We start from the raw sequence: 20,784 nt of genomic DNA, 5'->3' as shown, positions 1-20,784 counted from the left end.
CTCCCCGCAGGCGGGGAGAGGGGACTTGCCCCGCTTGTGGTTGGAAGAGCGCCGCTTGCGTCGTTCGCCCCGCTTGCTGGGAGAAGGTGGCGGCAGCCGGATGAGGGGCGGATGGGGTTGGCGCAGATCAGGGCAAGTGCTGCTTGCGCTCTTCCTGCTACTCGCACCGCTTCCCGCCTTCGCCGTCAATCCGGATGAGATCCTCAAGGATCCGGCGCTGGAACAGCGGGCGCGGCAGATTTCGACGCAGTTGCGCTGCATGGTCTGTCAGAACCAGTCGATCGACGACAGCAATGCGGAGTTGGCGCGTGATCTTCGCGTGCTGGTGCGCGAGCGGTTGACGGATGGGGATACGGACGGGCAGGTGATCGATTATGTCGTTTCCCGCTACGGCGAGTTCGTGCTGCTCAATCCGCGTGTGAGCGCAAGGACAATCATTCTCTGGGCGCTGCCGATCGGGGCGCTGGTGATCGGGATCGTCGCGCTATTCGTCTTTATCCGCACCCGGCCAAACACACGCTCCATCGCGGCTCTGACAGATGCCGAAAAGAAGCGGATCGACGAGTTGTTGAAGCGGTAAGGTCTGCCGTTTCTCAAGGCTGCAAGAATTTCGAACATTACCAACAATTCATGCCACCGACACCTGCAGTTAAGGTGCGGGCTCCTATATCTCTTCTCAACCACCGCCGCCGGACCTCCGGCAACACCAAGACTGACGAGAAGAAGAAGGTAGCTCAGATGCGTACCATTAAACGTCCCTCCCTGAAGACGGTTCTCAAGACTTCCACCGTAGCAGGCCTTGCGGCCGTCATGCTGTCGACCGGCATTCCGGCCCAGGTGACCGCATCCTTTGCGGCGCCTGTCAGCGTGACCGCGCCCCAGGCACCGAGCTTTGCCGATGTGGTCTCCGCCGTATCGCCCGCCGTCGTGTCCGTTCGCGTTCAGTCGGACGAGCCGCAAGAGACTGCCGACGAAGGTGGCAACAACTTCAACTTCAATTTTGGTGGCCGCGGTTTCGACCAGCTGCCTGACGATCATCCGCTGAAGCGCTTCTTCAAGGAATTCGGTGGTCAGGGCGGCCCCGGTGCTCCGGGCGCTCCCGGTGGTCCGAACGGCGGCCCCGGTGCCGGTCCGCGTGACCGTGCCGATCGTGGTGGCCCGGGCGCGAACCGTCCGCATCACCTGCGTCCGACCGCCCAGGGCTCCGGCTTCTTCATCTCCGAAGATGGTTATGTCGTCACCAACAACCATGTCGTATCCGATGGTCAGGCCTATACGGTCGTCCTCAACGACGGCACCGAGCTTGAAGCCAAGCTGGTCGGCCGCGACAGCCGCACCGATCTGGCGCTTCTGAAGGTCGATGCCACCAGCCGCAAGTTCACCTACGTGTCCTTTGCCGACGACACCAAGACCCGCGTCGGCGACTGGGTCGTGGCTGTCGGCAACCCGTTCGGCCTTGGCGGCACCGTGACTGCCGGCATCGTTTCGGCCCGTGGCCGCGACATCGGCTCCGGTCCTTACGACGACTACATCCAGGTGGATGCGGCCGTGAACCGCGGCAATTCCGGCGGCCCGACCTTCGACCTTTCCGGCCAGGTTGTCGGCATCAACACCGCGATCTTCTCGCCGTCCGGCGGCAATGTCGGCATCGCCTTCGCGATCCCGGCTTCCACCGCCAAGGACGTGATCAACGACCTGATGAAGGACGGCAAGGTTGCCCGCGGTTGGCTCGGCGTGCAGATCCAGCCGGTGACGCAGGATATCGCCGACTCGCTCGGCCTCAAGGAAGCAGCCGGCGCGCTTGTCGTTGCTCCGCAGGAAGGATCGCCAGGCCAGAAGGCCGGCATCAAGGAAGGTGACATCATCACCGCCGTCAACGGCCAGGCCATCAAGGATGCCCGCGAACTGTCGCGCCGCATCGCAGGCTTCGGCCCTGATGCCAAGGTGAAGATCGATCTGTGGCGTGAAGGCAAGTCGCAGAACGTCACCGTGACGCTCGGCAACATGGCAAGCGACGAGGCGGCATCTTCCGAACCGAAGCAGCCGGATGCGCCGGTTCCGTCCACCAGCAAGGCGCTTGCCGCACTCGGCATCACCGTTGCTCCCGCCGAAGACGGTTCCGGCCTTGCCGTGACCGAAGTCGATCCGGACAGCGAAGCAGCTGCCCGCGGCCTGAAGAACGGCGAAAAGATCCTGTCGGTCAACAACCGCAAGGTCGCGACCGCCGACGAGATCGGCAAGGTGATCGAGCAGGCTCGCAAGGACGGCCGCACCCGCGCGCTGTTCCAGGTCGAAGCCGACGGCACCAGCCGCTTCGTGGCACTGCCGATCGACGAAAGCTGATCTCGGCGACTGGTTCCCAATAGGTTGGTCCTCCCAGACGACCTCATGAAGGGCGCCACCGGCAACGGTCGGCGCCCTTCACCGTTCATGGAGTTTCAAGATGCAGACGATCATCCCACAATCCGGCAGTTCCGATGATTCCGCTGGTGCAAAAATCGCAAGCGACGCTATTGTCCCGCACATGAAGATTCTGGTGATTGAAGACGATCTCGAGGCTGCGGCCTACATGACGAAGGCGTTTCGCGAGGCCGGCATTGTGGCCGACCATGCAAGCGACGGCGAAAGCGGCCTGTTCATGGGGACGGAGAATTCCTACGACGTCATGGTGATCGACCGCATGCTGCCGCGGCGCGACGGTTTGTCGGTGATCTCGGAACTGCGCAAGCGCGGCGTCAATGCGCCGGTGCTGATCCTTTCGGCGCTCGGCCAGGTGGACGACCGGGTGACCGGGTTGCGCGCCGGTGGCGACGACTATCTGCCAAAACCCTATGCATTCTCCGAGCTTCTGGCGCGTGTCGAAGTTCTCGGCCGGCGCAAGGGCACGCCGGAACAGGACATGGCCTACCGGGTCGGCGATCTGGAACTCGACCGGCTGTCGCACGAGGTGAAGCGCGCCGGCAAGGAGATCCTGTTGCAGCCGCGCGAATTCCGTCTTCTCGAATACCTGATGAAGAATGCCGGACAGGTGGTGACCCGCACGATGCTTCTCGAAAACGTCTGGGACTACCACTTCGACCCGCAGACCAATGTGATCGACGTGCATGTGTCGCGGCTGCGCTCGAAGATCGAGAAGGATTTCGACAAGCCGTTGCTGAAGACCATTCGCGGTGCCGGCTACATGATCAAGGACGAGGGGTAAGCCTTCGTGTTTGCCCGTATCGTAAACCGCGCAAGGCTGATGTTCCGCTCCACGGCGGTGAGGCTTTCGGCGCTCTACATCCTGCTGTTTGCGCTCTGCGCCGCGTTTCTTGTGTTCTACGTTACGGCACTTTCCGAAAAGACGCTGGTGCAGCAGACGCGCCAGACGATCCAGGAGGAAATCCAGGACATTCAGCGCGCCTATGATCGCGGCGGGATTAACCTTCTGCTGCGCATCATGGAGCGTCGCGCCCGCCAGCCGGGTGCCAATCTCTATGTGATTGCGGGCCCGAGCGGCGATATCTTGGCCGGCAATGTCGCCTCCGTGCAGCCGGGCGTTCTCGACAAGGAAGGCTGGACGGACATGCCGTTCGGCTACACCCCATACTCCGAGAACCAGGGCGCGCGGCGGCATCTTGCGATCGCCAACGTCTTGCGCTTCGACAATGGGCTGCGGATCATGATCGGCCGCGATCTCGGCGATCCCAGTCGTTTCCGCTATATCGTGCGCCAGGCGCTGATGGTGGCGCTGGCGATCATGGGACTCGGCGCTCTCGTGATCTGGTTCGGCATCGGCCGCAATGCGCTCAAACGCATCGACCGGATGTCGGCCGCAAGCCAGAAGATCATGGCGGGCGACCTGTCGCAGCGGCTCCCCGTCGGCCGCTCCGGCGACGAGTTCGACCGGCTGTCGGAATCGCTGAACGCCATGCTTGGCCGGATCGAGAAGCTCAACGAGGGACTGCGGCAGGTCTCAGACAACATCGCCCACGACTTGAAGACACCGCTGACACGGCTGCGCAACAAGGCGGCCGATGCGCTTTCTGAAGACCGCGAGGACGTGCGTCGTCATGCGCTGGAGGGGATCATCGGCGAAAGCGACCAACTGATCCGCACCTTCAACGCGCTTTTGATGATCTCACGTGTCGAGGCAGGCTCGATGGCGGCGGAAATGTCCGATGTCGATCTTTCCGCCGCCTCTGCCGACTGTGCCGAGCTTTACGAACCGGTGGCCGACGAGGTTGGACTGGCGCTGGTGACCGAGATCGAGCCCGGCCTTTCCGTGAACGGCAACCGCGAACTGATCGGCCAGGCGATCTTCAATCTGCTGGACAATGCGATCAAATATGCCGCCGAAGCCGGCGGTGTCCCCGAGATCCGGGTGAAGCTCTCGTCGACGGCGGGGCTGATCCGGCTTTCCGTGTGCGACAACGGTCCGGGCGTGCCAGCGGACAAGCGCGAAGAGGTGACGAAGCGGTTCTTCCGGCTGGATGCCAGTCGCTCCAAACCCGGAACCGGTCTCGGCCTGTCTCTGGTCGAGGCGGTGATGGGGCTGCATGGCGGACGGCTGGAGCTCTCCGCGACCGACGAGGCGAGCACTGAGGCTCCCGGCCTGACGGTGACCATGGTGTTTCCGGTGGTGAAGGGCTAGTCTGGCGGAACGCGGGAGGAAAAGAATGGAGACCGGAAACCGGCTCGACGACGTAGCGGCTGGTGTGATCCGGCCGCTGAACCAGGCGGAGGCCAAGCTTGCGCTTTCGCTGTTGAAGGAGATCGGCAAGGCCGAGCCTTCGGTCGCCGACCTCATCAAGGGCGATGGTCCGCTCAAGGCGTTCCTTGTTGCAGCCTTTTCGCTGTCTCCGTTTCTGCGAGATGTGGCCTCGATCAGGCCGAAGCTTCTGGCCGATGCGATCGACGGGACGGTCGAGGATGCGCTGGCCGCGCTGGTTGACGCAGCGCGAGACGCCTGGCGACCGGTGGATGCAAGGGTCCCGTCCGAGAACGAGGTGATGACGGCGCTGCGCAACGCCAAGCGGGCATTCGGGTTTCTGCTGGCGCTCGCAGATCTTGCCCGCATCTTCTCGGCACGGGATACGACGCGCTGGCTGAGCGAGTTTGCGCAGGCTTCTACGGCGGCGGCGATCGATCATCTGCTTCTGGCAGCGCATGAGAGCGGCAAGCTCCGGCTCGTCGACCCGACGGAGCCGAGCCGCGGGTCGGGCCTGATCGTGCTCGGCATGGGCAAGCTGGGTGGCCGCGAGCTGAACTACTCTTCCGATATCGACATCGTCGTGTTCTACGATCCGGAAGCCGGCATTCTCTCCGACCCGCTCGACGCATCGGAGACCTACGGGCGGATGATGAGGCGGCTGATCCGCATTCTGCAGGAGCGCACGGCAGACGGCTATGTGTTCCGCACTGATCTGCGGCTGAGGCCCGATCCGGGCTCGACGCCGCTTGCCGTGTCGATGGATGCGGCGCTGATCTATTACGAGGGCAGGGGGCAGAACTGGGAACGGGCAGCCTTCATCAAGGCGCGGCCGGTGGCGGGGGATATCGCGGCGGGCGAGGGCTTTCTGAAGCTGCTGACGCCGTTCGTGTTTCGCAAATATCTCGACTATGCGGCGATTGCCGATATCCACTCGATCAAGCGGCAGATCCATGTGCACAAGGGCCACGGTGCGATTGCCGTCAAAGGTCATGACATCAAGCTCGGCCGCGGCGGCATCCGCGAGATCGAGTTCTTTGCGCAGACCCAGCAACTGATCGCCGGCGGCCGTATGCCGGCCTTGCGCACGAGGGAGACCGAAGCGGCGCTGAAGGCGCTGGCCGAGGCGAAATGGATCAGGCCTGAAATCGCAGCCGCGCTGACCGATGCCTACTGGTTTCTGCGCGATGTGGAGCACCGCATCCAGATGGTGCATGACGAGCAGACGCACAGGCTGCCGACCACCGAGGCGGAACTGAAGCGCATTGCCTTCATGCTCGGTTTCGACAGCGTTGCGGCCTTTTCGACCAAGCTTGAAGCCATTCTAAGGACGGTCGAGAAGCGATATTCGCGGTTGTTCGAGCAAGAGGAAAAGCTTTCTTCGCAGGGCGGAAACTACGAAGGCAATCTCGTCTTCACCGGCCAGAAGGACGATCCCGATACGTTGGAGACGCTCGGCCGGCTCGGTTTCGAGCGTCCGGCCGACATGAGCCGGGTGATCCGGACCTGGCATTCCGGTCGCTACCGGGCAACGCAGTCATCGGAAGCCCGCGAGCGGCTGACGGAGATGATGCCGGCGCTCTTGAAGGCGATCGGCGAGAGCCGCCGCGCCGACGAGGCCCTGCTGCGGTTCGACAGCTTTCTCAAAGGCCTGCCGGCCGGCATCCAGCTGTTTTCGCTGATCGGCAACAATCCACTGCTTCTGTCGCTGATCGTGACGATCATGGCCTCTGCGCCGCGGCTCGCCGATATCGTCGCCTCCAAGCCGCATGTGTTCGACGGCATGCTCGACCCCGGGCTGATGGCGGAGATCCCCACCCGCGACTTTCTCGCCTCGCGGCTGACGGCGTTTCTGGCAAGCTCGCGGCACTACGAGGACCGGCTGGACCGGCTGCGGATCTTTGCCGCCGAGCACCGGTTCCTGATCGGGATCCGGTTGCTGACCGGGTCGATTTCCGGAGAGGAGGCGGGTCGCGCCTTTACCCATCTCGCCGATCTCCTGATCGAGGCGGCGCTGATTGCCGTGACAGCCGAAATCAAGGCGGCGCATGGCGCCTATCCGGGCGGTCGGCTGGCCGTGCTCGGCATGGGCAAGCTCGGCTCATTCGAACTGACCGCCGGCTCTGATGTCGATCTCATCCTTCTCTACGACTATGACAGCGCGGTCGCGGAAAGCGATGGCCCGCGGCCGCTTGATGCGCAACGCTATTTCACGCGCCTAACCCAGCGGCTGGTCGCAGCGCTTTCGGCGCCGATGGCGGAAGGTGTCATCTTCGAGGTGGATCTGCGGTTGCGTCCCTCCGGCAACAAGGGACCGGTCGCCACCCGCATTGGTGCCTTTGGCAAATACCAGCGCGAGGAAGCCTGGACCTGGGAGCATATGGCGCTGACGCGGGCGCGGCTTGTCTGCGGTGACACAAGCCTTCAGGACGAGGTGAGGGACGTGATCGACGACGTTCTGTCGGCAAGCCGTGATGTCGGCCAGATCGCCAAGGACGTCTCAGAGATGCGGGTCCTGATCGGCAAGGAAAAGCCGCCGCGCGATAGCTGGGACTTGAAGCTGATCCCGGGTGGATTGATCGATATCGAGTTTCTGGCCCAGTACCTGCGGCTTGTCGCACCCGTGAAGGACATCGCCGTCCACACCTACGGCTCGACGACCGGCGAGTTGCTCGAGCTGTTAGGCCACGACCTGATTACGCCCGGCGATCTCGATACCTGCCTTGAGGCGCTTCTGTTGTTCAGCGAATTGTCGCAGATCATCAGGCTCTGCGTGGACGGCCCGTTCGAGCCGAAGGATGCGCCATCCGGTCTCGTGGAGCGCATCTGCCGGGCTGGAGACTGTCCGGACCTGGCGACGCTCGAGGGCGAGGTAAAGCGGTTATCCAAGGCGGTGCGGAAGGTTTTCGAGAAAGTGGTGAGGGTCTGAGCGAAGGCTTAAGAGCTCTCAAGCTACCTTCTTTGCCGCAAACTGGACCATGTCGCTCTGGGGGATGTGGATCGAAACCACGGTTCCCTTGCCCATGACGGACCGGATCCGCATCGTGCCGCCGTGCAGGGTGATCAGCGAGCGGGAGATGGCGAGGCCGAGGCCGGAGCCGCCTTTGCTCTTGGCATACTGGCTCTGCACCTGTTCGAAGGGCTGGCCGATCTTCGACAGCGATGCCTTGGGGATGCCGATGCCGGTGTCGGCGATCGTAAGCACGATGCCGCCGCTGATCGGCTTTGCGCGCAGTTCGATGCGGCCGCCTTCGTCAGTGAATTTCACGGCGTTGGAGAGGAGGTTCAGCATCACCTGTTTCAGCGCCCGGCGATCGCCGATCATGTCGAGGGAAGGCGACAGGCACTGGCGGATGGCGATCTGCTTTTCCTGCGCGACCACCGCCGTCAGCCTCAGGCTTTCCTCGATCAGCGGCGTCAGGTTGACGGGCTCCGACTGGATCAGCATGTGACCGGCCTCGATCTTCGACATGTCGAGGATATCGTTGATGACGTTGAGGAGATGCTTGCCGCTGTCGTGGATATCGCGGGAGTATTCGCTGTATTTGGCGGATCCGAGCGGGCCGAACATGCCGTTCACGAGGATCTCGGAAAAGCCGAGGATGGCGTTGAGCGGCGTTCTGAGTTCGTGGGACATGTTGGCGAGGAATTCCGACTTCGCCTTGTTGGCGGCCTCGGCGCGTTCCTTTTCCGCCTGGTAATTGGCATTGGCGGTCGAAAGCTCTTCCTTCTGGCGCTCGAGCTTCTTCTGCGAGGCGGAGAGATCGCCGATCGTCGCCATCAGGCGGCGCTCGGAATCGCGCAGACGTTCCTGGTGACGCTTGAGCAGGGTAATGTCGGTGCCGACGGAAACCGTGCCGCCATCGCGGGTGCGGCGTTCGTTGATCTGCAACCAGCGTTCATCGGCAAGCTGCACTTCGGTGGTGCGCGACAGGCCGCTGCGATCGGGATCGGCGACGCGGCGTTCGATCACCGGACGGGCAGAGGCGCCAAGCACGGTGCTGCGTTCGGTGCCAGGGACGAGGACTGAGTCCGGAAGACCGTGGGCCTGCTGGAAATGGGTATTGCACATTACCAGGCGGTCGTTCTTGTCCCAGAGAACGAAGGCTTCCGACGTGCACTCGATGGCGTCTGCAAGGCGCTGGTCGGCTTCTGCATAGCGTTCGGCAAGCCGGTGCTGCTCGGTCACATCCATGGCGATGCCGATCACATGGGTGCGACCGTTTGCCATCCGCACGACCTGGGCGCGGGCGCGCATCCACACATAGTGGCCGGCGGCGTGGCGCATGCGGAAGACCTGGTCCACCTGCTTGGCATTGCCGCGGCTGATGGCGCGGGCGAGTGCGTAGAGGTTGCCATCGGTCGGGTGCATCATCCGCGCCGCATCGGTAAAGGACACGACGTTGCCGACCGGGGGGAAGCCGAGCATCTCGTACATCGAGCCCGACCAGAACAGGCGCCGGTTAGTAACGTCGAAATCCCACAGGCCGCAGCGACCGCGCGACAGCGCCGTCTCGATGCGCAGGTTCGATTGCACGAACGTCTCGTCGGCATCGCGGGCGCGCTTCACCTGAGCGTAATAGGCATAGAGGATGACGAGCAGGATGGCCGAAATGCCGGCAAATATCGTGACGCTGAGCGAGACTTCGCCACGTACGAAATCGTTCGTCGTCTCCAGCGAATGGGCCGCTACGATCAGCGCACCGTCGTTGCCGATTGGCTTGATCGACGCATAGTAGGGGACATCACCGAAAAAGGTCTCGATGACCGTGCCCGACCCGCCGACGCGGCGCATGGCTGCGGTTTCGGGAAGAACCGAGGAAAGACGCTTGCCGAGATAGCTGCCGGTATCGCCGATGCCGCCGAAGATCCGGCCGGTCGTATCGGTAAAGAGCACGACAGCGCCGCGCTCCAGCTTGTCCTGGCCGAGGAATGTCGAGAGACGCGCTTGGGCAGTCTGGCGGTCGGCTGCAGCAAACAGCGATTCCTGTCCGGAGAAAGCGGCGGATGCGGTCGCGGACATCAGCGACGCGGACTGGCGCGCGGCATCTTCCATCCGGCCATGCTCGCCCACGATCCCCATAATGCGCGATGCGGCAACGACGGCAAGAAAGATAAGGATCAGGATTGGAATGGAACGCTTCAGCACCAGCTCGACGCGCGGCGTCTGCTGTGCGATCGGCCGGACGGAAAGCTGAGCTTCCTCCGGAGCCGTCCGTCCAAGGCTGCTGAAGCCTGGAAACTTGAAGCGCAACCATCCCCCGGCCTCGGTTTCCCGCTGCACGCCCGATATCATCGTCATCCGATCCCTCGTCGTGATTCGATGCGCCGCCGCTCGAATCTGACCTAATGAATCACAGAGTGATTCTCTGTGTCCAGAGGGTTGGTAATATTTCGTTAACCATATGATAGTCGACGCATTTACGCCTGAGAGGAACCGCAAATCAGGTGTCTGGGTAACGCTTTTCAGGATGCGAGTTATCAAGCCCCGTCAAGCAAGATGTACCAAAATGTGCGAAATCGGCGCAAAAAATATCCGCGTCGGCAGGCAGCCGACGCGGATGTCATTTTGGACGAAGATTGTCTCAGCCCTTCAGCATACGCTCAACAATGTCGCGCACGTCAGTCGAAAGGGACGGGCTGCGTTCAATCGTCATCAAAGCGTCGCGGGCCTGGTCGGCGCGGGTCGGCTCCAGCGAGCGCCATGAGCGCATCGAGGTGAGGATGCGGGCGGCAAGTTGCGGGTTCTTCGGATCGATCTCGAGGATCTGTCCGGCCAGGAACCGGTAGCCTTCGCCGTCGCGACGGTTGAAGCCGGTCGGGTTCGAGAAGGCATACATGCCGACCAGTGCGCGAACACGGTTCGGATTGCCGGCATTGTAGCGCGGATGGTCGATCAACGCTTTGACACGCGCCAGTGCATCTTCGCCGGGCATGGTCGCCTGCAGCGAGAACCACTTGTCGATGACGAGCGGGTTTTCGCCGAACCGTGTCAGGAAGCTTGCGAGCGCACCTGTTGTTTCCGACGCTTCCGGGAAGCGATGGGCAAGCAGGGTGAGCGCCTGCGACAGTTCCGTCATGTTGTCGGCTGCACCGAAGGCTTCGGCCGGGCGCTGCGGGCTGTTCTCGGCATAGGCGAGGTAGGTCAGTGCCGCAGCCTTGAGAGCCCGCTTGCCGGCGCTTTCGGCATCCGGGGAATAGGCACTATCTGCCTTCATGTCACTGAACAGACGCTTGAACAGGTCTTCACCAGCATCTGCGATGAGCTTCAAGACCGCATTGCGGCCCGTGTGAATGGCTTCCGGATCGTTGTTGCCACCAAGCTCGCGACCGATGTCGGCTTCGCTCGGAAGTGCCAGAACCTGCGCGCGGAAGGCCGGCTCCAGCGTGTCGTCACCGGCCGCTTCCAGAAGTGCCGCAATCAGCGCCGGGTCGCAGGTGACCTCATGACCTTCCCGCGCATCGCGGGCAGCCTTGGTGAGGTTGGGGATGGCGAGATCCGTCAGGGCCTGCCAGCGTGAAAACAGATCCGTATCATGACGCGCGATATGCGCAAGATCGGCCGGCGTCTGGGTAAAGGCGATGTTGACCGGCGCCGAGAACGAACGGTTGAGCGACAGGACCGGCCGCGACGCGATGCCGGTGAAGGTGAAGGTCTGGCGGCGATCGGTCAGATGCAGCACGTCACCGGTGACTTCGCCGCCCTTGACGGATGTTGCATCGGCAATGGTGCCATTGTCGAGGATCAGCGCGAAGGACAGCGGAATGTGCATCGGCTGCTTGTCGGGCTGGCCGGGCGTTGCCGGCACCATCTGTTCGAGCGACAGCTTGAACGTGGCGGAGGCCTGGTCGTATTCGGTCGAGACGTTGACGAGCGGCGTGCCGGCCTGCGAATACCAGAGCGAGAACTGGGCGAGATCGCGCCCGCTCACATCCTCGAAGCATTTCACATAGTCCTCGACGGTGACGGCCTGGCCGTCATGCCGTTCGAAATAGAGATCCATGCCGGCCTTGAAATCGTCCTTGCCGAGCAGCGTGGCGATCATGCCGGTGACTTCGGACCCCTTCTGGTAGACCGTCGTCGTGTAGAAATTGTTGATCTCGCGATAGGTCGTCGGGCGCACCGGGTGGGCGAGCGGGCCGCCATCCTCCGGGAACTGGTCCGAGCGGAGATGGCGCACTTCGGCGATGCGCTTGACCGGACGCGAGCGCTGGTCGGCCGAGAATTCGTGGTCGCGATAGACCGTGAGGCCTTCCTTCAGGCACAGCTGGAACCAGTCGCGGCAGGTGATGCGGTTGCCGGTCCAGTTGTGGAAGTATTCGTGGGCGATGATCGCCTCGATATTGGCGTAGTCCTGATCCGTTGCAGTCTCTGGATCGGCCAGCACGTACTTGTCGTTGAAGACGTTGAGCCCCTTGTTCTCCATGGCGCCCATGTTGAAGTCGGAAACGGCGACGATCATGAAGATGTCGAGATCGTATTCGCGGCCGAACCGCTCCTCGTCCCACTTCATCGAACGCTTCAGAGCGTCCATGGCATAGGCGGTGCGCGACTCGTTGCCGTGCTCGACATAGATCTTCAGCGTGACTTCACGCTCGGACATCGTCACGAACGTGTCTTCGACGACCGCAAGATCGCCGGCGACGAGAGCAAACAGGTAGGATGGCTTCGGATGCGGATCGAACCAGGCGGCAAAGGCGCGGCCTTCGTCATATCCGGCACCGCCCAGGAAATTGCCGTTCGACAGCATGACCGGGTTGGCGGCCTTGTCACCGATGATGGTGATCGTGTAGGGCGCCAGAACGTCGGGACGGTCAGGGAAGTATGTGATCCGGCGGAAGCCTTCGGCCTCGCACTGCGTGCAATAGATGCCGTTGGTGCGGTAAAGCCCCATCAGCTGCGTATTGGCTTCCGGATTGATATGGGTCGCGATGGTGATCTCAAACGGCGCCTCGGCCGGCAGATCACGGATGATGAGGCTTTCCGGCGTGGCATCGTACTGACTGGCCGGCACGTCCTTTTGGTCAAACAGCAGGCCGGAAAGAGCAAGCTCGTCGCCATCGAGCACCAGAGGAGCGGACGGATCCACGCCTTCGCGGCGATGGAAGATCAGCCGGGCATCCACTTTCGTGTTCGTCGGGTCGAGCTCGAAGGTGAGGTCGACACGTTCCAGAACGAAATCAGTGGGGCGGTAATCTGCCAGATGTACGATCTGGCCCGTATCTGTTCGCATGACTTTTCCTGAACCGGCTCTTCAAATTGAACGCGTCGAGGATCTGCGCGGTTGCGCGCATTGAGCTTTCGACAATCCCCATCGCCGCCGCGGATCATTGCACGCAATACTAAACGATTGTTGAAGCCACCTTTAAGATAACGCGATTTTGTTCCAGTCTTGAGCAGCCTCGCGGAAGCTGACTTGCCATCATGCTTCGTGATTGTGCTTTGTCAATTTCCTGTCGCGGCCCCGGGAAATATGGTTATTGTGATTTGTATTCGAATCCTTTTCTTTGACGGTGCTGCGATTACGGTCCCGTCACCGTGATTTTTGCAGAGTGCATGATGGTGGCCGACGCGCAGAACCCCTTGCGGGGCATTCTTTTCAAGGTCATCTCCGTCGTCATCTTCGTGGCCATGCAGGTCTGCATCAAGTCCGCCGGAACGGGGATCCCTGCAGGGCAGATTACCTTTTACCGCTCGGCCTTCGGGATCGTGCCGATCGTGCTCTACCTGTCGGTTCTCGGACAGTTATGGCCGGCATTCCACACGTCGAGCATTTTTGGACATTTCAAGCGCGGTGTGCTGGGCATCATGTCGATGGCCTTCGGCTTTTACGGCCTGATCCACCTGCCGCTGCCAGAAGCGATCGCCATCGGCTACGCGGGACCGCTGATGGCCGTCGTGTTTGCAGCGCTCATCCTCAAGGAAACAGTGCGCGTCTATCGCTGGACGGCGGTGTTGATCGGAATCGTTGGCGTTCTCGTCGTCTCCTGGCCAAAGCTGACACTGCTCCGCGACGGCGGGTTTGCCTCCGAACAGGCGCTCGGGGCGATCGCGGTTCTCTGTGCCGCCGTGCTGGCCGGTCTTGCCATGGTGCAGGTGCGCCAGCTGGTGCAGACCGAAAAGACGGCGACGATCGTGCTGTATTTTTCGCTGACCGGCGCGCTTCTGTCGCTGGCCAGCCTGCCGTTCGGCTGGGTGTCGCTGCCCTGGAGCAGTTTTCTGCTTCTGATCGCGGCCGGGCTGTGCGGTGGCGTAGCGCAGATCTTCCTGACCGAAAGCTATCGATTTGCCGATGTCTCGACAGTCGCACCCTTCGACTATACGTCGATCATTCTGGGCATTGCCGTGTCATATCTGCTGTTTGCGGACGTGCCGACGGCAACGACGCTGATCGGTACCGCGATTACGGTTTCGGCCGGTATCTTCATCATCTACCGCGAGCATCGGTTGGGTCTCGAGCGCAAGGCGGCACGCCGGGCGTCAAGCACCGCCAACTGAATCCGTGCTGCAGGAACATGGCCCCAAATGCAAAAGGGCCGCGTGACGCAGCCCTCGACAGTTCAATCCAACATGGATGACGCTTTACAGCGGAATTGCAGTTTCCGCGTCGGAGCGCTTCACCGCTGAACGGGAAAACTCGACGGATGCAGATACCGCGCAGCTGATCTGGAGAATGCTGTCGCGGATCGTACGGATCGGGTGCAGAACGGTTTTCATTGTCGTCATACCCTCAGCGTTCACGAAAGTCTGCGAAGACGGCGGACGGACGGGTGATCCCGACCGGACGGCTCATCGAGCGCGACGTGATCTGCTCGTGCGTGGCAGATCCGAAATGGTGGTACCCGTTCGAGGAGCGCGGCGCGAGGCCGGCAACGCGGAGGGTTTCAAAGCCCGAATGTATCGGACGAGAGCGTGTGGTCATTGCCTTGGTTCCTTAAACCGTGTCCTCCCAAGACAGGATGATATATTGCAGCGCAGCATTGATTCATCAATGGCGGCAAACGCGGCGCTGACATGCAGCGCACGCATAACGATATTCATAAATTGGTAATATTAACGCGAATCGTCGGTCTGCTGCCTAGATTCTGGGCATTCAAGTGCCGGAAATGCGGCTTTTGAACAGCAGCATGTCCTGCCAGGCAAGAGCCTTGTTGGCAGGCGCCGCAAGCAGATCCTGAGGGTGAAGCGTCGCCAGCGCCGACACCGCGAGACCTGCCGCCGTGACCTCGCGCCATTCGCCGCGCATGGAATGGATCGTGCCGGTGTCGCCGAGGAACAGACGCGCGGGAAAGTTGCCGAGCAGCAGCAGATGGCGTGGCTCGGCAAGCGCGATCTGACGGTCGAGGAACGGCCTGCAGATTTCAAGCTCCGCGTCTGAAGGCATCCGGCTTCCCGGCGGACGCCAGGGGATGATGTTGGTGAGCAGCACCGTTTCGCGCGACAGGCCGATCGCCGCCAGCATTCGGTCCAGCAATTGGCCTTGCCGCCCGGAAAACGGTGTGCCGTCGCGATCATCTTCGGCATTCGGCATCGGGCCGATCACCATGATGCGCGATTGCGGATCGCCGGTCATGAACACCGTTGAGCGGGCGCCGTGTTTCAGGTTGCAGCCGCCGAAGGTTTCCAGCGCCGTCTTCAGTTCGGAAAGCGTGCCGGCACCGTCTGCCGCAAGACGCGCGGCATTGACCGCGCCGCCATCGGGAATGGCGACCTGCTGCATGGAGGAGGGGGTAAGACGCGGAGCTGGTGGCGCGGGACGCTGCGGCTGTGGTGTATCGCCACCGACAGCATAGGCCTCACGCTCGCCCTGCGGCGGTGACGACGCGTTCGGTGCTGCTCGCCCTTGCGACTTCGCTGCCTTCTGCTCGGCAAACTGCGCGAAGCGATCAACCGGTGCGTCCTCGACCAGCCAGTCGACACCCGAATCCGCATAGAAATGCAGCAGCGCTGCAAGTTCGGCAGGATCGAGTTCGGAGGCGGTGGGGCTCATATGCGCACCCTATAGCATGTCGGGCTCGGGTTGGAATGGGATTCCGTCCGCGGCTGTGGAGAACCTCGTGGAGTGCTTACGCCGCCCACTGCTCCACATCGCCGCTTTCGCCGATCAGGGCCAGACCGTGGGCGATCGACAACAGTTCGCCGCCGCTCTCGATCTTGCCGGCATCGAAGCGCCGGTTGAAGATCTGCCGCACCGCCGGCACGAAGGACGTGCCGCCGGTCAAGAACACCTTGTCGACCTCATCAGGTGCCGTGTTGGTCTTGGTCAGCACGTCGTCCAGCGCACCTTCGATCCGGGCGAGGTCGTCGGCGATCCAGGTTTCGAAATCGGTCCGCTTCACCATCTTCTTGCCACCCCGGCCGAGCGGCGAGAAATTGAACTCCGCCTCGTCGGACGCAGACAGCGCCATCTTGGTGGCCGAGATCGACTGATAGAGCGGATAGCCTTCGTCGTGATCGACGAGATCGATGAACAGTTCCAGCTTGTCGGGATCGGTTGCCGAGCGCACCAGCGATTTCAGATCCGTGAACTCGCGGGTGGTCTTGAAGATCGACAACTGGTTCCAGCGCGAGAAATTCGCATAATAGCTGGAGGGCACTTCGAGAAGCTTGTCGAAGCTTTTGAAATGCGTGCCCTTGCCGATCTCTGGCGCCACCAGATGCTCCACCATCCGCGCATCGAAGTGATCGCCGGCGATGCCGACGCCCGAATGGCCGATAGGCGTGGCGACGAGCTTGCCGGCGACACGCTCGAAGCGGATGAGCGAGTAGTCCGTCGTGCCGCCGCCAAAGTCGGCCACCAGAACGGTGGCATCGCTCTTCAGGCTCTGCGCGAAGTAATAGGCGGCTGCGACAGGCTCGTAGACATAGTGGATTTCCGGAAAGCCCAGCCGCGTCAGCGCTTCGTTGTAGCGATCGGTGGCGAGTTTCTCATCCGGGCTGGCGCCGGCAAAATGCACCGGACGTCCTGCGACGAGACGCGAGACTTCGCCCGGCCAGTTGCCTTCTGCATAGGCATGCAGCCGCTTCAGAAAGATTTCCATCAGGTCTTCGAACATGTGCCGGCGGGCAAACACCAGCGTACCCTGAAACAGGGGGCTTGCAGCAAAGGTCTTGATCGACTGCAGGAAGCGAACATCACCGGGATTGTCGATGAACTGGCGGATGGCGGCCTGACCGGCCTCGATCTTCAGCGCCTGCGCGCCAAGCTTCGCATCCTTCATGAAGGACAGCGCCGTGCGCATCGAATCCGTGGTGCCGGCGCTGCTGGAAAACTCCAGCGAATGCGTGGTGGCGCCGCTGTCCGCCAATGCCAGAACCGTATTGGTCGTGCCGAAATCAAGCCCGAGCGCCCGTGCCATGGCCGTGCTCCTTAAAAATCTACGTCGAAAATGATGAACCGGAAGCGCCGCTTCCGAGGGCAACAGAACGCGAAAACGCGCCCCGTTTTTCAAGAGGGCGCGTGATGACACAAGGTGCGGGCGAAGGCAAGAGCGGAAAGGGACTGCATCCCTTGCCGATGGTATTCATGCCGCGCTGTAGATCTTTTCCGTTTCGAGCGTGTCGGCCTCGTCTCGGGAGCCGAACAGGGTGCCAATCGTCTGGCTCTGCTTGGAGACGATATTGTCCAGCAACTGGCTGACCATTAGGCTCTGGACGACTTCCGAAGCCCGTTCGCGAGCCTGTTGTTCCTCGTCGGAGCCGGTCGTTCCGAAACGCGTCTGAATCCTTGCGATCTGGTCAAGGAAGTTGGCGACGTGATCGGCGGAGGCTGTTTTCGAGACAGAGGTCGACGCCGTTGTAGGAGCATTGGAAGCCGACGCGGTCGTTCCCGCACTTGCGCCAGTCTCCGGTACCGTGGATGCCGTGCCAGCCTGGACGGGGCCCGCCGACGAGGGGCCAGACGCGGTGCCGGAACTTGCGCTGCTCGATGGCGAAGCGGCAGCCATGTCGGTCGAACCCGTCTCAGCCGCCGCATCGTCGTCCGTTACTGTGGAGGTGCTGTCGGTGCTTCCTGCTTCTCCAGCCGCAACGTCGCTTGGTTCGGCATAATCGGTTTCCGCTGTCTCCGGCGCAGTCCATACCGGTGTCCCGGCCGCGTCTTCCTTTTCTAAGCGACCGTCCGCTTCGTCGTTGTCGACCGCGGTCGGCTCGGACGTCGCGGGCTCGTCGTTCGAGGCGACCGGCGTCGGGGCGTAGATCCCGTCATCGCTGTTGTCGACCTGCGTGTCGGGCTCGTCGCTTTTCACTGGTTCGGCGGAAACCGGCTCGTTGCTGGCAGGCTTGGCTGTGGACGAATTGCCGGATGTGGTGCTTGCCGGTTGGGTGCTTGGGCTGGACGTCTGGCTCGGCGAGGATGAACTCGATCCGCCTTTGAAAAGGCTGTCAATTAACACGGTATGCCCCTTGGGTTCTAATCAAGCTCGGCCTGTAACAGCGTCGCCTTGACGAGGGGTCAAAACCGGCATGACAAGTTAACTCAATGTTTACACATTCATGGAGGATCTTCCCGGCGTCGCACAAAGAGGACTGCTAGAGTGTTGAAGAAAATGAAGTTTCTCTCGTTGATCACGGTTGCGTGCTTATTTTCCGGCGTGGCCTCCCATGCTGCCGAGCCCATCGCCTGCACGGTCGTGATCGAGGAAAAGACAGGTGAACAAGTGCACCGGGAAGGCGCCTGCGATCAGGCTTTCTATCCGCAATCCACCTTCAAGCTGCCGCTCGCGATGATGGGCTACGACGCCGGCATCCTCAGCGACGAGACGACGCCGCTCTGGAAATACCAGGCAAAATTCAACCGCTCTGAGCGTGAGCAAAAGGATGTCGACCCGACCATCTGGGAACGCGATTCGATCGTCTGGTATTCGCAGGAGATCACGCGCAAGCTCGGCAAAGAGCGTTTCTCGGCCTATGTGAAAAACTTCGGTTACGGCAACCGCGATGTCTCCGGCGGACCCGCCGGCACGGACGGGCTGACGGAAGCTTGGCTGATGTCGTCGCTGAAGATTTCGCCGGACCAGCAGGTGGCGTTCATTCGCCGCTTCCTCACCGGCAAGCTGCCGATCTCGGAAAAGGCTTCCGACATGACGCAGGCGATCCTGCCGCATTTTGCAGCCGGCGACGGCTGGGACGTGCAGGGCAAGACCGGCGCCGGCTGGATGCGCGGCAAGGACGGCAAGCCGGACTACGCTCGCCCGATCGGCTGGTTCGTCGGCTGGGCCGAGCAGAACGACCGCCGCGTGATCTTTGCAAGGTTGCTGGTCGACGTGAAGCGCTATCCCGACACGCCGATCAGCTATGTTGTGCGCGACAGCCTGATCGCGGACCTGCCGAAGCTTGCCGCCGATCTCTGATGCCGCTTACCCGTTCGGCCGGAACGCCACGCTGCCGCCCTGAAGGAAGCAGGTCCGGCTGAACTTGGACAGGTCGAGCGGGTTGGGAAGCCTGACATCCGCGATGTCGGGGAGGGGCTTCGTCGCCTCGTCGTAAGCGCGGTCGATCTGCGTCACGAAGACGATGATCAGACCGCGCTTACGGGCGAAAGACTCGAGTGTGGAAACCTGGTCGGCCAGCGGCGGGTTTTCGCGGCGCTGGTCGAGCAGTTGCAGATAGTCCACCACGACCAATGTGCCGGCTGCAGCGGTTTCCAGCGCCTCGATCATGTAACCGGCATTGATCGCATCGGAGCAGTCGAACGAAAACTGGTCTCCGAAGCGCTGAGGCTCGACCTCAAGCGCGCGAAAGCGCCCGAGAATGTCGGCAGGCGTATAATCGAGGCTGAAGAAAAAGGCGCTGTTGCCGGCTTTCATGGCCTCGATGGCAAGGCTGAGCGCCATCAGCGTCTTGCCCTGTCGCGGCCTTGCACCGACCAGCAGCATGTCGCCCTGTTTCAGGCTTCGGTACAAGATTTCGGCGGGCGATGTTTCGGTATGTTTGGCCGATAGCAGGCTCCAGCTCCGGTACCCTTGCTCGACGGCGATGCGGTCGAGCGCGCCGTGAAGGGGAGTGGATGTCTGCCGGGCGAGAAGCTTCGCCTTGCGTTTCAGCTGGTAGATCGGAACTGTCGTTTTCATGGTCAAACCTCCTATCGCGAGCGTGTTTCGCAATCCCTCCTTGTGCGGATGCTCGAACAGTCGGTTCGATGATCAGAGGTCCGGTATGAGGTTTACTTTCCCGTTCGGAGGGGGGAGGCGTGGACCGCGCCAGAATCAGAGCCTAGCGCGATCCGTGTCGTCTTCAAAGTGGTCTTGTCAGGTTAGAACGAGCGGGCCGCTCCGCCATCGACGCGCAGCATCGATCCGGTGATGTAGCTTGCGGCTTCCGAGCAGAGGAAGGCACCGGCAGCGCCGAATTCCTCGACCGTGCCGAGCCGGCCGGCGGGGATCGTCTTGACCGATGCGGCGCGGACTTCGTCCATCGTCTTGCCCTGCTTCTTCGCATTGGCCGTATCAAGCTCCTCGATCCGGTCGGTGAGGATGCGGCCAGGCAGCAGCATGTTGGCGGTAATGCCGGAACCGGCGACTTCTGTCGCAAGCGTCTTGTTCCAGCCGACCAGAGCGCCGCGCAGCGTATTCGACAGCGCGAGGTTCGCGATCGGCTCGACCACGCCGGAGGAGGCGACCGTCAGAACGCGACCCCAGCCTTGCGCCTTCATCTGCGGCAGCAACGTGTTGGTGAGCGTGATGACGCGCAACACCATCGACTGGAAGAACGTGTCGAGCTTGTCGGCGCTCATGTCCTCAGTCGTTCCGGGCGTTGGACCGCCGGTATTGTTGACGAGAATGTCGATGCCGCCGAGCTTTTCCTCAACGGCCGTCACCATCGAAGCGACGAAATTCTCTTCGCCGAGATCGCCGCGGACCCAGTCAGCCTTGCCTTTGCCGAGCGCATTGATCGCCTTGCAGTTTTCGGCGAGCTGATCGCCCGAGCGACCGACCAGAAGGACGTTTGCGCCTTCCGCCGCCAGAGCCTTGGCGATCCCCAGCCCGAGGCCGCGGGAGGAGGCGAGTACGAGCGCGCGTTTGCCGGCAATACCGAGATCCATGAAGCTTTCCTTCTCTGCACGAGGTTCATGACGGGCCTTCGGGCGCGACGA

General features: G+C 62.0%; 16 protein-coding genes. 7 read left to right on the top strand and 9 right to left on the bottom strand.

Annotated elements, in window-relative coordinates:
- The first annotated feature begins 100 nt into the window (after nt 1-100).
- From IFT59_RS10890 to IFT59_RS10870, 5 genes are all read left to right on the top strand, one after another.
- Nucleotides 101-580: a cytochrome c-type biogenesis protein gene (locus tag IFT59_RS10890; protein WP_192087144.1), complete on the top strand. Its 480-nt coding sequence runs from the start codon at nt 101-103 to the stop codon at nt 578-580.
- Nucleotides 581-738: 158 nt separating this feature from the next.
- The gene (locus tag IFT59_RS10885; RefSeq protein WP_192086817.1) at nt 739-2,343 is read left to right on the top strand and encodes a Do family serine endopeptidase; all 1,605 of its coding nucleotides are present in this window, start codon (nt 739-741) and stop codon (nt 2,341-2,343) included.
- 100 nt (nt 2,344-2,443) lie between these two features.
- Nucleotides 2,444-3,202, top strand: coding sequence for a response regulator transcription factor (locus tag IFT59_RS10880; protein WP_274598264.1), 759 nt, complete (start codon nt 2,444-2,446; stop codon nt 3,200-3,202).
- A 39-nt stretch (nt 3,203-3,241) separates the two neighbouring features.
- Nucleotides 3,242-4,633, top strand: a complete 1,392-nt coding sequence (locus tag IFT59_RS10875) for a sensor histidine kinase (protein ID WP_192087143.1) — start codon at nt 3,242-3,244, stop codon at nt 4,631-4,633.
- A gap of 25 nt (nt 4,634-4,658) precedes the next feature.
- The gene (locus IFT59_RS10870) at nt 4,659-7,619 is read left to right on the top strand and encodes a bifunctional [glutamine synthetase] adenylyltransferase/[glutamine synthetase]-adenylyl-L-tyrosine phosphorylase (RefSeq protein WP_192086816.1); all 2,961 of its coding nucleotides are present in this window, start codon (nt 4,659-4,661) and stop codon (nt 7,617-7,619) included.
- Between the two features lie 18 nt (nt 7,620-7,637).
- On the opposite strand, the gene IFT59_RS10865 is transcribed toward IFT59_RS10870, so the two are convergent.
- Nucleotides 7,638-9,992 carry a PAS domain-containing sensor histidine kinase gene (locus IFT59_RS10865; protein WP_249407524.1) on the bottom strand — a complete coding sequence of 785 codons (2,355 nt, stop codon included), beginning with the start codon at nt 9,990-9,992 and terminating at the stop codon, nt 7,638-7,640.
- A gap of 283 nt (nt 9,993-10,275) precedes the next feature.
- Nucleotides 10,276-12,924, bottom strand: a complete 2,649-nt coding sequence (pepN, locus tag IFT59_RS10860; protein ID WP_192086815.1) for an aminopeptidase N — start codon at nt 12,922-12,924, stop codon at nt 10,276-10,278.
- Nucleotides 12,925-13,250: 326 nt separating this feature from the next.
- On the opposite strand from pepN, the gene IFT59_RS10855 reads away from it, so the two are divergent.
- Nucleotides 13,251-14,189, top strand: a complete 939-nt coding sequence (locus IFT59_RS10855; RefSeq protein WP_092662503.1) for a DMT family transporter — start codon at nt 13,251-13,253, stop codon at nt 14,187-14,189.
- An 84-nt stretch (nt 14,190-14,273) separates the two neighbouring features.
- Here the strand turns inward: IFT59_RS10855 and IFT59_RS23285 are convergent, their stop codons facing one another.
- The 5 genes from IFT59_RS23285 to IFT59_RS10835 form a co-directional block, all read right to left on the bottom strand.
- Nucleotides 14,274-14,408 carry a hypothetical protein gene (locus tag IFT59_RS23285; RefSeq protein ID WP_256413693.1) on the bottom strand — a complete coding sequence of 45 codons (135 nt, stop codon included), beginning with the start codon at nt 14,406-14,408 and terminating at the stop codon, nt 14,274-14,276.
- A 13-nt stretch (nt 14,409-14,421) separates the two neighbouring features.
- On the bottom strand, nt 14,422-14,613 hold the full coding sequence (locus IFT59_RS10850; RefSeq protein WP_192086814.1) for a hypothetical protein: 192 nt from the start codon (nt 14,611-14,613) through the stop codon (nt 14,422-14,424).
- Between the two features lie 171 nt (nt 14,614-14,784).
- Nucleotides 14,785-15,681: a uracil-DNA glycosylase gene (locus tag IFT59_RS10845; protein ID WP_192086813.1), complete on the bottom strand. Its 897-nt coding sequence runs from the start codon at nt 15,679-15,681 to the stop codon at nt 14,785-14,787.
- A 76-nt stretch (nt 15,682-15,757) separates the two neighbouring features.
- Nucleotides 15,758-17,050 (bottom strand): Hsp70 family protein, encoded by a 1,293-nt coding sequence (locus IFT59_RS10840; protein WP_192086812.1) that lies wholly within the window; start codon nt 17,048-17,050, stop codon nt 15,758-15,760.
- 165 nt (nt 17,051-17,215) lie between these two features.
- Nucleotides 17,216-18,085, bottom strand: a complete 870-nt coding sequence (locus tag IFT59_RS10835) for a hypothetical protein (RefSeq protein ID WP_192086811.1) — start codon at nt 18,083-18,085, stop codon at nt 17,216-17,218.
- Between the two features lie 153 nt (nt 18,086-18,238).
- Here IFT59_RS10835 and blaOXA point away from each other — a divergent pair, with 153 nt between their 5' ends.
- Nucleotides 18,239-19,042 carry a class D beta-lactamase gene (gene blaOXA / locus IFT59_RS10830; protein WP_192087141.1) on the top strand — a complete coding sequence of 268 codons (804 nt, stop codon included), beginning with the start codon at nt 18,239-18,241 and terminating at the stop codon, nt 19,040-19,042.
- Between the two features lie 6 nt (nt 19,043-19,048).
- Here the strand turns inward: blaOXA and IFT59_RS10825 are convergent, their stop codons facing one another.
- Both IFT59_RS10825 and IFT59_RS10820 read right to left on the bottom strand, forming a co-directional pair.
- Complete coding sequence (locus tag IFT59_RS10825) at nt 19,049-19,762, bottom strand: DNA helicase (RefSeq protein ID WP_192086810.1); 714 nt, start codon at nt 19,760-19,762, stop codon at nt 19,049-19,051.
- A 182-nt stretch (nt 19,763-19,944) separates the two neighbouring features.
- Nucleotides 19,945-20,733, bottom strand: coding sequence for an SDR family oxidoreductase (locus IFT59_RS10820; RefSeq protein ID WP_062453424.1), 789 nt, complete (start codon nt 20,731-20,733; stop codon nt 19,945-19,947).
- Between the last annotated feature and the right edge of the window lie 51 nt (nt 20,734-20,784).

Origin of the sequence: Rhizobium sp. CFBP 8752 (genome assembly GCF_014842035.1) — a bacterium.
GTDB lineage: Bacteria > Pseudomonadota > Alphaproteobacteria > Rhizobiales > Rhizobiaceae > Neorhizobium > Neorhizobium soli.
Note: the sequence above shows the minus strand (reverse complement) of the source record. Positions and strands in the feature narration are given on the sequence as shown.